The organism is Streptomyces roseoverticillatus, assembly GCF_000719265.1.
Taxonomy (GTDB): Bacteria; Actinomycetota; Actinomycetes; order Streptomycetales; family Streptomycetaceae; genus Streptomyces; species Streptomyces roseoverticillatus.
The window spans coordinates 60,390-72,048 of sequence record NZ_JOFL01000005.1; the positions used below are offsets into that span (position 1 = coordinate 60,390).

At 70.6% G+C, this 11,659-nt stretch carries 9 protein-coding genes; 7 read left to right on the forward strand and 2 right to left on the reverse strand.

The genetic code is table 11. The features are described from left to right. Positions 1–74 precede the first annotated feature (74 nt). The 4 genes from secD to IF61_RS0106635 all read left to right on the forward strand — a co-directional run bounded on the left by secD (position 75) and on the right by IF61_RS0106635 (position 6,281). Positions 75–1,916 (forward strand): protein translocase subunit SecD, encoded by a 1,842-nt coding sequence (secD, locus tag IF61_RS0106620; protein WP_030365303.1) that lies wholly within the window; start codon positions 75–77, stop codon positions 1,914–1,916. Position 1,917: 1 nt separating this feature from the next. Then, positions 1,918–3,030 carry a protein translocase subunit SecF gene (secF, locus tag IF61_RS0106625; RefSeq protein ID WP_030365304.1) on the forward strand — a complete coding sequence of 371 codons (1,113 nt, stop codon included), beginning with the start codon at positions 1,918–1,920 and terminating at the stop codon, positions 3,028–3,030. After that, positions 3,027–3,593, forward strand: a complete 567-nt coding sequence (locus IF61_RS0106630) for an adenine phosphoribosyltransferase (protein ID WP_030365305.1) — start codon at positions 3,027–3,029, stop codon at positions 3,591–3,593. Before secF ends, IF61_RS0106630 begins: the two co-directional genes overlap by 4 nt. A 171-nt stretch (positions 3,594–3,764) precedes the next feature. Beyond that, complete coding sequence (locus tag IF61_RS0106635; RefSeq protein ID WP_030365306.1) at positions 3,765–6,281, forward strand: RelA/SpoT family protein; 2,517 nt, start codon at positions 3,765–3,767, stop codon at positions 6,279–6,281. Positions 6,282–6,360: 79 nt separating this feature from the next. Here the strand turns inward: IF61_RS0106635 and IF61_RS0106640 are convergent, their stop codons facing one another. After that, a complete protein-coding gene (locus IF61_RS0106640; protein ID WP_030365307.1) occupies positions 6,361–7,590 on the reverse strand; it encodes a DUF349 domain-containing protein in 1,230 nt (409 codons plus the stop codon). A gap of 266 nt (positions 7,591–7,856) precedes the next feature. Beyond that, positions 7,857–8,687: a peptidylprolyl isomerase gene (locus IF61_RS0106645; protein WP_030365308.1), complete on the reverse strand. Its 831-nt coding sequence runs from the start codon at positions 8,685–8,687 to the stop codon at positions 7,857–7,859. Between the two features lie 186 nt (positions 8,688–8,873). On the opposite strand from IF61_RS0106645, the gene IF61_RS0106650 reads away from it, so the two are divergent. From IF61_RS0106650 to IF61_RS0106660, 3 genes are read left to right on the forward strand one after another with little or no spacing between them, the layout of a single operon-like run. Beyond that, positions 8,874–9,605, forward strand: coding sequence for an MBL fold metallo-hydrolase (locus tag IF61_RS0106650; protein WP_030365309.1), 732 nt, complete (start codon positions 8,874–8,876; stop codon positions 9,603–9,605). A 10-nt stretch (positions 9,606–9,615) separates the two neighbouring features. Then, positions 9,616–10,878, forward strand: a complete 1,263-nt coding sequence (gene hisS, locus IF61_RS0106655) for a histidine--tRNA ligase (RefSeq protein WP_030365310.1) — start codon at positions 9,616–9,618, stop codon at positions 10,876–10,878. 59 nt (positions 10,879–10,937) lie between these two features. Then, positions 10,938–11,600, forward strand: a complete 663-nt coding sequence (locus IF61_RS0106660) for a vitamin K epoxide reductase family protein (RefSeq protein ID WP_030365311.1) — start codon at positions 10,938–10,940, stop codon at positions 11,598–11,600. The last annotated feature ends 59 nt before the right edge of the window (positions 11,601–11,659 follow it).

Sequence of the window (11,659 nt, forward strand, 5' to 3'; positions counted from 1 at the left end):
GCAGGTCCCCACTACATTCGTGGCCGCCCGGCAACAGCACGGCCCCGGGCGGTTGGACAGGGAGAAACGACAAGGTGGCAGCACCGAAGAAGGGCCGCAGGTCCCCGGGCGGCCAGGGCAGGCCGGGCCGGGTCCTGGCCCTGATCCTGATCGCCATGGTGGCGCTCACCGGGGGGATGTTCGCCTCCGGGCGGACCACACCGCGGTTGGGCATCGACCTCGCGGGCGGCACCAGCTTCACGCTGGAGGCCAAGAACGAGCCCGGCAAGCCCAACGCGATCAACCCGACCAACATGAACACCGCGGTCGGCATCATCGAGCGGCGTGTCAACGGTCTCGGCGTCACCGAGGCCGAGGTCCAGACGCAGGGCGACAACCACATCATCGTGAACATCCCCAAGGGGACGAACGCGAAGCAGGCCCGCCAGCAGGTCGGCACCACCGCCAAGCTCGGCTTCCGCCCCGTGTTGTCCGTGGCCCCCGGTGCGAAGACCGAGCCCACTCCCAACGCGTCCTCTCCCGGTAAGGACTCCGGCAAGGCCAAGGACGACAAGGCCAAGGACGACAAGAACAAGCCGTCCGGCTCGCCCTCCGCCTCCGCCTCGGCCGGCAGCCCCTCCGCGAGCGCGAGCCCGCGCCAGCAGGGCCGCCCCGTCACCGACGCCGTCAAGGCCGACGCCACCCCGTCCGCCTCGGCCGTCGCCAAGGACGACAAGGCGAAGGACGAGAAGAAGGACGACGCCAAGAAGGACGACAAGGCGAAGGACGACAAGTCCAAGGAGCCCACGCCGTCCCCGGCCGACGTCGCCGCGCTGCAGAAGCAGCTCGACGCCCTGGACTGCACCACCCCCGAAGGCCGCGCCAAGGCCAACGAGGCCGCGTCGAGCGCCAAGACCACCGACGTCATCGTCGCGTGCAAGAAGGACGGTTCGGCCAAGGAGATCCTCGGCCCGGTGTCCGTCGAGGGCACCAACGTCACCGGCGCCAGCGCCGTCTTCGACAGCCAGCAGGGCCGCGGCTGGCTCGTCCAGCTGAAGTTCGACTCCACCGGCTCCAAGAAGTTCGCCGCGGTCACCGGCCAGCTCGCGAGCAAGCAGGCCCCGCAGAACCAGTTCGCGATCGTGCTGGACGGCGAGGTCGTCTCCGACCCGTCCGTCTCGACCTCGATCACCGGCGGCCAGGCGGAGATCTCCGGCGGCTTCACCCAGGCCACCGCCCAGGACCTGGCCAACGTGCTGTCCTACGGCGCCCTGCCGCTCTCCTTCGACGTCGTCACCGAGCAGACGGTCACCGCCGCGCTCGGCGGGGACCAACTGCGCGCCGGCCTCCTCGCCGGTGCCATCGGCCTCCTCCTGGTCGTCGTCTACCTCGTGGCGTACTACCGCGGTCTCGCGCTCGTCGCCCTCGCCAGCCTCCTGTGCTCGGCGATCCTCACCTACGTGATCATGGTGCTGCTGGGCCAGGCCATCGGCTTCGCGCTGAACCTGCCGGCCGTCTGCGGTGCGATCGTCGCGATCGGCATCACCGCCGACTCCTTCATCGTCTACTTCGAGCGCATCCGCGACGAGATCCGCGAGGGCCGCACGCTGCGCCCGGCGGTCGAGCGCGGCTGGCCGCGCGCCCGCCGCACGATCCTGGTCTCCGACTTCGTGTCGTTCCTCGCCGCCGCGGTGCTCTTCATCGTCACCGTCGGCAAGGTGCAGGGCTTCGCGTTCACGCTCGGCCTGACCACGCTCCTCGACGTCGTCGTGGTCTTCTTCTTCACCAAGCCGCTGATGACGCTCCTCGCCCGGCGCAAGTTCTTCGCGAGCGGGCATCCGTGGTCCGGGCTCGACCCCAAGCGGCTCGGCGTCAAGCCGCCGCTGCGGGCCTCCCGCCGCCGCCCCTCCGCCCCCGCCGACCCGAAGGAGGCGTGAGATGTCCAAGCTCGGCAATCTCGGTGCCCGGCTCTACCGCGGCGAGGTCGGCTACGACTTCGTGGCCAAGCGGAAGATCTGGTACGGCATCTCGATCCTCATCACCATCACGGCCATCGTCGGCCTGGCGGTGCGCGGCCTGAACATGGGCATCGAGTTCTCCGGCGGCGCGGTCTTCACCACGCCCAAGACCTCGGTCTCGGCGGACGCCGCCCGCCAGACGGCGGAGGAGGCCTCCGGCCACACCGCGATCGTCCAGAAGCTCGGCAACGGCCCGCTGCGCATCCAGGTCAGCGACGTCACCACCGAGCAGTCGCGCGCCACCCAGGAAGCCCTGGCCAAGAAGCTCGGCGTCTCCACGGACAAGGTCAACACCGACATCGTCGGCCCGAGCTGGGGCGACCAGATCGCCAACAAGGCATGGACCGGCCTGGCCGTCTTCATGATCCTCGTGGTGATCTACCTCGCGATCGCCTTCGAGTGGCGGATGGCGCTCGCCGCCCTGGTCGCACTGATCCACGACCTCACCATCACCGTCGGCGTCTACGCCCTGGTCGGCTTCGAGGTCACCCCGGGCACCGTGATCGGTCTGCTCACCATCCTCGGTTACTCCCTCTACGACACCGTCGTCGTCTTCGACGGCCTGAAGGAGAGCTCGAAGGACATCACGAAGCAGACCCGCTTCACCTACAGCGAGATCGCCAACCGCAGCCTCAACGGCACCCTGGTGCGCTCGATCAACACCACCGTGGTGGCGCTGCTGCCGGTCGCCGGCCTGCTGTTCATCGGCGGCGGCTTCCTCGGCGCGGGCATGCTCAACGACATCTCGCTCGCCCTGTTCGTCGGCCTCGCGGCCGGCGCCTATTCCTCGATCTTCATCGCCACCCCGCTGGTCGCCGACTTCAAGGAGCGCGACCCGCAGATGAAGGCCCTGACCAAGCGGGTGCGCGCCAAGCGCGCCGCCGCGGCCGCGAAGGGCGAGGCGGGCGAGGCGGAGCCGCGCGACGCCGTCCCCGGAGCGGAGAACGACGAGGACGAGGACACCGGCACCGCCGGCGTCGTCGCCCCCCGCGCCCGCGGCAGCCGCGGCCGTGCCCAGGGGAAGCGCCGATGAGCGCCACCGGGGTCGGCCCCGCCGACGAGAAGCTGCGTGACCTGCTGCTCGGGCACATCCACGACGTGCCCGACTACCCCAAGCCGGGCGTGATGTTCAAGGACATCACCCCGCTGCTCGCCGACGCCACCGCGTTCGCCGCCCTGACCGACGCCCTGGCGGAGGCGTGCAGGCGCCACGGCGCCACCAAGGTCGTCGGCCTGGAGGCCCGGGGCTTCATCCTCGGCGCCCCGGCCGCCGTCCGCGCAGGGCTCGGCTTCGTGCCCGTGCGCAAGGCGGGCAAGCTCCCCGGAGCCACGCTGGCCCAGGCGTACGAGCTGGAGTACGGCACGGCGGAGATCGAGATGCACGCCGATGCGGTGGGCCCGGGCGACCGCGTCCTCGTCATCGACGACGTGCTGGCCACGGGCGGCACCGCCGAGGCCTCGGTCCGGCTGATCCGCCGGGCCGGCGCCGAGGTGGCCGGGGTCGTCGTGCTCATGGAGCTCGGCTTCCTGCCCGGCCGCGAGCGGCTCTCCGGCGCCCTCGAAGCGGCGCCGCTGGAGGCACTGATCACCGTCTGACCTGCCACGACGGCGCAGACCGGACAAGCGGGGCGGCCCCCGGGGAAGACCCCGGGGGCCGCTTCGCGTTCTGGTGAGCAGAGCCGGGTGCGCGACGCCCCCGCCGCCCGGGCTCGATACCATGGTTGTCCGGACCTGATCGGGGGGCCGGACCCCGCATGAGGAGTGCTCTTGCCAGACGAGGCCCAGCCGCTCACCGCCGCACAGCAGGACAAGCCGTCTCCCGAGGCCGCGGCGGCCACGGGTACGCCCACGGGCCGCCCGCAGAGCGCGCCTGAGTCCACGCCCCGCCCGGCCGCCGGCCCCGGTGCGGGCAGCGGCCCGAAGAGCCCGGTCCCGGCGGTGACCGGCACGTCACCCGCCCGGCCCACACCGCCGCCGAGCGCTCCCCGCCCCGGCTCCTCCAGCCGCGTCCGGGCCCGCCTCGCCCGCCTCGGCGTCCAGCGCTCCAGCCCGTACAACCCGGTGCTCGAACCGCTCCTGCGCATAGTGCGCGGCAACGACCCGAAGGCCGACGCGACGACGCTCCGCCAGATCGAGCGCGCCTACCAGGTCGCCGAGCGCTGGCACCGCGGCCAGAAGCGCAAGAGCGGCGACCCGTACATCACCCACCCCCTCGCGGTGACCACGATCCTCGCCGAGCTCGGCATGGACCCGGCCACGCTGATGGCCGGCCTCCTGCACGACACCGTCGAGGACACCGAGTACGGCCTGGACGACCTGCGCCGCGACTTCGGCGATCAGGTCGCCCTCCTGGTGGACGGCGTCACCAAGCTGGACCGCGTGCAGTTCGGCGAGGCCGCGCAGGCCGAGACCGTCCGCAAGATGGTCGTCGCCATGGCCAAGGACCCGCGCGTCCTGGTCATCAAGCTCGCCGACCGCCTGCACAACATGCGCACCATGCGCTACCTCAAGCGGGAGAAGCAGGAGAAGAAGGCCCGCGAGACCCTGGAGATCTACGCCCCGCTGGCGCACCGGCTGGGCATGAACACCATCAAGTGGGAGCTGGAGGACCTCGCCTTCGCGATCCTCTACCCCAAGATGTACGACGAGATCGTCCGCCTCGTCGCCGAGCGGGCCCCCAAGCGCGACGAGTACCTCGCGATCGTCACCGACGAGGTCCAGGCCGATCTGCGCGCCGCCCGCATCAAGGCCACCGTCACCGGCCGCCCGAAGCACTACTACAGCGTCTACCAGAAGATGATTGTGCGGGGCCGGGACTTCGCCGAGATCTACGACCTGGTGGGCATCCGTGTCCTCGTCGACACCGTCCGCGACTGCTACGCGGCGCTCGGCACCGTCCACGCCCGGTGGAATCCGGTCCCGGGGCGGTTCAAGGACTACATCGCGATGCCCAAGTTCAACATGTACCAGTCGCTGCACACGACGGTCATAGGCCCCAGCGGCAAGCCCGTCGAGCTGCAGATCCGTACGTTCGACATGCACCGCCGCGCCGAGTACGGCATCGCCGCGCACTGGAAGTACAAGCAGGAGGCCGTCGCCGGCGCCTCCAAGGTGCGCACCGACGTGCCCAAGAACGCCGGCAAGAACCAGGACACCGTCAATGACATGGCCTGGCTGCGGCAGCTGCTGGACTGGCAGAAGGAGACCGAGGACCCGGGCGAGTTCCTGGAGTCCCTGCGCTTCGACCTCTCCCGCAACGAGGTCTTCGTCTTCACCCCCAAGGGCGATGTCATAGCGCTCCCGGCCGGGGCCACCCCGGTCGACTTCGCCTACGCCGTCCACACCGAGGTCGGTCACCGCACGATAGGGGCCAGAGTCAACGGCCGGCTCGTGCCCCTGGAGTCCACCCTCGACAACGGCGACCTGGTCGAGGTCTTCACCTCCAAGGCGTCCGGCGCCGGCCCCTCCCGCGACTGGCTGGGCTTCGTCAAGTCCCCCCGCGCGCGCAACAAGATCCGGGCCTGGTTCTCCAAGGAGCGCCGCGACGAGGCGATCGAGCAGGGCAAGGACGCCATCGCGCGCGCCATGCGCAAGCAGAACCTGCCGATCCAGCGCATCCTCACCGGCGACTCCCTGGTCACCCTCGCGCACGAGATGCGCTACCCCGACATCTCCTCCCTCTACGCCGCCATCGGCGAGGGCCACGTCGCGGCGCAAGGCGTCGTGCAGAAGCTGGTCCAGGCCCTCGGCGGCGAGGACGCGGCGACCGAGGACATCGAGGAGACCGCGCCGATCCGCGGCCGCTCCAAGCGCCGCTCCAGCGCCGACCCCGGCGTGATCGTCAAGGGCGTCGAGGACGTCTGGGTGAAGCTGGCCCGCTGCTGTACGCCGGTGCCGGGCGACCCCATCATCGGCTTCGTCACCCGCGGCAACGGCATCTCGGTGCACCGCGCCGACTGCGTCAACGTCGAGTCGCTCTCGCAGCAGCCCGAACGGATCATCGACGTCGAGTGGGCGCCCACCCAGTCCTCGGTCTTCCTGGTGGCGATCCAGGTCGAGGCGCTGGACCGCTCCCGGCTGCTGTCGGACGTCACCCGCGTCCTGTCCGACCAGCACGTCAACATCCTGTCCGCGGCCGTGCAGACGTCCCGGGACCGGGTGGCCACGTCCCGCTTCACCTTCGAGATGGGCGACCCGAAGCACCTCGGTCACGTCCTGAAGGCCGTACGGGGTGTGGAGGGCGTGTACGACGTCTACCGCGTGACGTCGGCCCGCAGGCCGTAAGCGCCCCCATATGAGTAAGGGGCTCCGGCAATAGCCGGAGCCCCTTACTCATATGGCCGTTCAGCACTCATACGGCCGTTCAGCCGCCGAACTCCTCCAGCCCCTTCAGGGCCTGGTCCAGCAGGGCCTTGCGGCCCTCCAGCTCCTGCGAGAGCTTGCTCGCCTTGGCGTCGTTACCCGCGGCACGCGCCTTGTCGACCTGCTCCTGCAGCTTGTCGACGGCCGCCTGCAGCTGGCCGGTCAGCCCCGCCGCACGGGCCCGCGCCTCCGGGTTCGTACGCCGCCACTCGGCCTCCTCGGCCTCCTGGATGGCGCGCTCCACCGCGTGCATCCGGCCCTCGATCTTCGGGCGGGCGTCGCGCGGGACGTGGCCGATGGCCTCCCAGCGCTCGTTGATCGAGCGGAACGCGGCGCGGGCGGCCTTCAGGTCGGTGACGGGCAGCAGCTTCTCGGCCTCGGCCGCGAGCTCCTCCTTGTGCGTCAGGTTGACCTGCTGCTCGGCGTCGCGCTCGGCGAACACCTCGCTGCGCGCCTGGAAGAAGACGTCCTGCGCACCGCGGAAGCGGCCCCACAGCTCGTCCTCCGACTCGCGCTGCGCGCGGCCGACGGCCTTCCACTCGGCCATCAGGTCGCGGTAGCGCGCGGCCGTCGGGCCCCAGTCGGTGGACCCGGAGAGCGCCTCGGCCTCGGCGACCAGCTTCTCCTTGGCCTTGCGGGCGTCCTCACGCTGCGCGTCGAGGGCGGCGAAGTGCGCCTTGCGCCGCTTGGAGAACGCCGAGCGGGCGTGCGAGAAGCGGTGCCACAGCTCGTCGTCGGCCTTGCGGTCCAGCCGCGGCAGGCCCTTCCAGATGTCGACCAGGGCGCGCAGCCGCTCGCCGGCGGACCGCCACTGCTCGCTCGCCGCCAGCTCCTCGGCCTCGGCGACCAGCGCCTCCTTGGCCGTGCGCGCCTCGTCGGCCTGCTTGGCCTTCGCCGCCTTGCGCTCCTCGCGGCGCGCCTCGACCGTCGCGACGAGCTTGTCGAGCCGGGTCCGCAGCGCGTCGAGGTCGCCGACGGCGTGGTGCTCGTCGACCTGCGTGCGCAGGTGGCCGATCGCGGTCATCGCGTCCTTGGCCGACAGGTCGGTGGTCTTGACCCGCTTCTCGAGGAGGCCGATCTCGACGACCAGGCCCTCGTACTTGCGCTCGAAGTAAGCAAGGGCCTCCTCGGGAGACCCGGCCTGCCACGATCCGACGACCTGCTCACCGTCGGCAGTACGCACGTACACGGTCCCCGTCTCGTCGACGCGGCCCCATGGGTCGCTGCTCACAGCGCCTCCTCCACATGATGCCGGGGCCGGCGTGCGGCCCTCGCGCATCGTCCACAGTTGTTCCGGGCAGGGCCGCGCCCTGGCCGGTCCGACGGCTTGATCATCGTCTTGATCATTCGGGTGCGGGTAGCCGCCGGATCAGGCACCCTACACAACGCCAACATAGGCGACCGGCGCCCTGGCTGTCCGTATCCCGCGCGACCGAAATTTCGCTGAGCGGGCAACAACCGGGCGCCGGAGGCCTGATCGGGGCGGTGAGCCCGGCGTCAGGACTTGGCGACCGTCGCCTTGTCGATGACCACCGTCGCGTTCGGGGCGCCGTCGCCGGCACCGGACGGCTCACCCGCGTCCGCGATCTTCTTGAGCGTCTTCATGCCCTCGGCGCCGATCGTGCCGAAGGGCGTGTACGTCGGCGGCAGCGGGCTGTCCTGGTAGACGAGGAAGAACTGGCTGCCACCGGTGTGCGGCTGGCCGGTGTTGGCCATCGCGACCGTGCCCGCGGGATAGACGTTCCCCTTGAGCTTGGAGTCCTTGAGGTTCTCGTCGGGCAGGGTGTAGCCCGGGCCGCCCGAGCCGGTTCCCTTGGGGTCGCCGCACTGCAGGACGTAGATCCCCGAGGTGGTCAGGCGGTGGCACTTGGTGTGGTCGAAGTAGCCCTCGCCGGCGAGGAAGTTGAAGGAGTTGACCGTGTGCGGGGCGTTCGCCGCGTCGAGCTTGACGTCGATCGTGCCGCAGGTCGTCTTCAAGTCCATGGCGTACGCCGCGGACTTGTCGATGCCCATCTCCGGCTCCGACTTCCACGTCTTCGCGGCGGGGGAGCCGGGGGCGGGCTTGGCGCACGGGTCGGGACCCTTAGAAGGCGCAGTGGGGGCCTTGGAGGTCTCGGGCGCCGCGGCGTCGGTCGTGTCCTTCTTGTCGTCGCCGGACAGCGCGCCCGTGGCGTACGCGGTCACGCCCGCCGCCAGCACCACCGCGAGGGCGGCGGCGATCACCGCGTTCCGCCGGCGGGCCTTGCGCCGGGCCTCCTCGCGGCGCTGCTGCTGCCGCTCGAACTTCTCCCGGGCGAGCTGCCGCCGCCGCTGCTCGTTACTGACCACCGGGTCTACTCCTCATACCGACTTGTCCATGTCATGAGCCCTGTGTTGCTGGTGTGCCCGTACCGTATACGGGTTCGCGGCCGCGGAGGTGCCGCCGGTAGGCTCTTGTTCGCAGCCGGTGACCCCCGAGGGGCGTCGCGGCCGCACCGCTGATGAAATTCTGCTGGTCGATCATTAAGGACGAATGTGCTGATTGCCGGGTTCCCCGCCGGGGCCTGGGGGACCAACTGCTACCTGGTCGCCCCTGCCGCAGGCGAGGAGTGCGTGATCATCGACCCGGGCCACCAGGCGGCCCCCGGGGTCGAGGAGGCGCTCAGGAAGCATCGGCTCAAGCCCGTCGCCGTCGTCCTCACCCACGGCCACATCGACCACGTCGCCTCGGTCGTCCCGGTGTGCGGCGCCCACGACGTCCCGGCCTGGATCCACCCCGCCGACCGCTACATGATGAGCGACCCGGAGAAGGCCCTCGGCCGCTCCATCGGGCAGCAGCTCATGGGCGAGCTGACCGTCGGGGAGCCGGACGACGTCAAGGAGCTGACCGACGGCTCCCGCCTCGATCTCGCCGGGCTGGAGTTCACCGTCGCGCACGCGCCCGGCCATACCAAGGGGTCGGTGACCTTCAGGATGCCCGAAGCCCCCGATGGAGCAGACGTCCCGTCGGTGTTCTTCTCGGGTGACCTGCTGTTCGCCGGCTCCATCGGACGCACCGACCTGCCGGGCGGTGATCACGCCGAGATGCTCCGGTCGCTGGCACGCGTGTGCCTGCCCCTGGACGACTCGACCGTGGTCCTGTCCGGCCACGGCCCCCAGACCAGCATCGGCCGCGAGCGCGCCACCAACCCGTACCTGCGGGAAGTGGCGGACACGCTGCGCGGCTCCGGAGGCGGCCCTACCGCCGCTCCGCGAAGAGGAATGTGACGATTTTCCCGTGAGTACGTTCAAGGCCCCCAAGGGCACCTACGACCTCAAGCCCCCCACCTCCGCCGTCTACCTCGCGGTCCGCGAGGCCATCGCCGCCCCGCTCAAGCGGGCCGGCTACGGCTACGTCGAGACCCCCGGCTTCGAGCAGGTCGAGCTGTTCTCCCGCGGCGTCGGCGAGTCGACCGACATCGTGACCAAGGAGATGTACACCCTCACCACGCGCGGCGGCGACCAGCTCGCCCTGCGCCCCGAGGGCACCGCCTCCGTACTGCGCGCCGCGCTGGAGGGCAACCTCCACAAGGACGGCAACCTGCCCGTCAAGCTCTGGTACTCCGGCTCGTACTACCGCTACGAGCGCCCGCAGAAGGGCCGCTACCGCCACTTCTCGCAGGTCGGCGCGGAGGCCATCGGCGCCGAGGACCCGGCGCTGGACGCCGAGCTGATCATCCTGGCCGTCGACGCGTACAAATCGCTCGGCCTGAGCAACTTCCGCCTCCTGCTGAACTCGCTCGGCGACAAGGAGTGCCGCCCCGTCTACCGCGCCGCCCTGCAGGACTTCCTGCGCGGCCTGGAGCTGGACGAGGACACCCGACGCCGCATCGAGATCAACCCGCTGCGCGTCCTGGACGACAAGCGCGAGGACGTCCAGAAGCAGCTCGTCGGCGCCCCGCTCTTCCGTGACCACCTGTGCGAGGCCTGCAAGGCCTACCACGAGCAGGTCCGCGAGCTGCTGACCGCCGCGGGCGTCGAGTTCGAGGACGACCCCAAGCTCGTCCGCGGCCTCGACTACTACACCCGCACCACCTTCGAGTTCGTGCACGACGGCCTCGGCTCGCAGTCCGCGGTCGGCGGCGGCGGCCGCTACGACGGCCTGTCCGAGATGATCGGCGGCCCCGCGCTGCCGTCCGTCGGCTGGGCTCTCGGCGTCGACCGCACGGTGCTGGCCCTGGAGGCCGAGGGCATCGCGCTCGACCTGCCGTCGCCCACCGAGGTCTACGCCGTCCCGCTCGGCGAGGAGGCCCGCCGGGTCCTCTTCGGCCTGGTCACCGAGCTGCGCCGCAACGGCGTCGCCACCGACTTCGCGTACGGCGGCAAGGGCCTGAAGAACGCGATGAAGTCGGCCAACCGCTCCGGCGCCCGCTTCGCGGTCATCGCCGGCGAGCGCGACCTGGCCGAGGGCAACGTACAGCTCAAGGACCTGGAGAGCGGCGAGCAGAAGGCCGTCGCCCTCGCCGATGTCGTGGATGAAGTCCTGGCCAAGCAGGGCTGATTGCCACTCTCCTGGTGCAGAATGGGCGCCAGGGACCGACTGATGGGATCAACGGCGCTATGACCACTTCGGCACTGGACCGCTCCGACACCGACGGCGACGAGCGGGACGGCCCCGCGACCGGCGCCATGGGCGGCAGCCGCGCGTTCGCGCTGCTGCTGGTCATCACCGGTGCGCTGGGGCTGCTCGCCGCATGGGTCATCACGATCGACAAGAACAAGATCCTCGAAGCCAAGGCGGTCGGGAAGACCTTCACCCCCGGGTGCAGCCTCAACCCGATCGTCTCCTGCGGCAACATCATGGAGAGCGAGCAGGCCCACGCCTTCGGGTTCCCGAATCCGATGCTGGGGCTCGTCTGCTACGGCGCGATCATCGCGATCGGCCTGGCGCTGCTCTCGGGCGCCCGCTTCCCCCGCTGGTACTGGCTGGGCATGCAGGCCGGCACCCTCTTCGGCGTCGGATTCTGCACCTGGCTGCAGTACCAGTCGCTGTACGTCATCGGGTCGCTGTGCCTGTGGTGCTGCCTGGCCTGGGTCGCCACGATCTTCATGTTCTGCTACGTGACCGTGCAGAACGTCCGTCACCGCTTCATCCCGGTGCCGGACGGCGTGCGCCGCGCCCTGCTGGAGTTCCACTGGGTCGTGCCCGTCCTGTGGGTCGGCATCATCGGCATGCTGGTCCTCACCCGCTGGTGGGACTTCTGGACGGGCGGTACCGCCTGACCGCCGCCGCACCTGGCTTGATCAAGGCCGCCGGACCCCTGGTCCGGCGGCCTTGTCAG

What these genes read in the sequence shown, in the direction of transcription:
- secF (WP_030365304.1), top strand. Translation starts at nt 1,918, where the DNA reads ATGTCCAAGCTCGGCAATCTCGGTGCCCGGCTCTACCGCGGCGAGGTC.
- IF61_RS0106630 (WP_030365305.1), top strand. Translation starts at nt 3,027, where the DNA reads ATGAGCGCCACCGGGGTCGGCCCCGCCGACGAGAAGCTGCGTGACCTG.
- IF61_RS0106660 (WP_030365311.1), top strand. Translation starts at nt 10,938, where the DNA reads ATGACCACTTCGGCACTGGACCGCTCCGACACCGACGGCGACGAGCGG.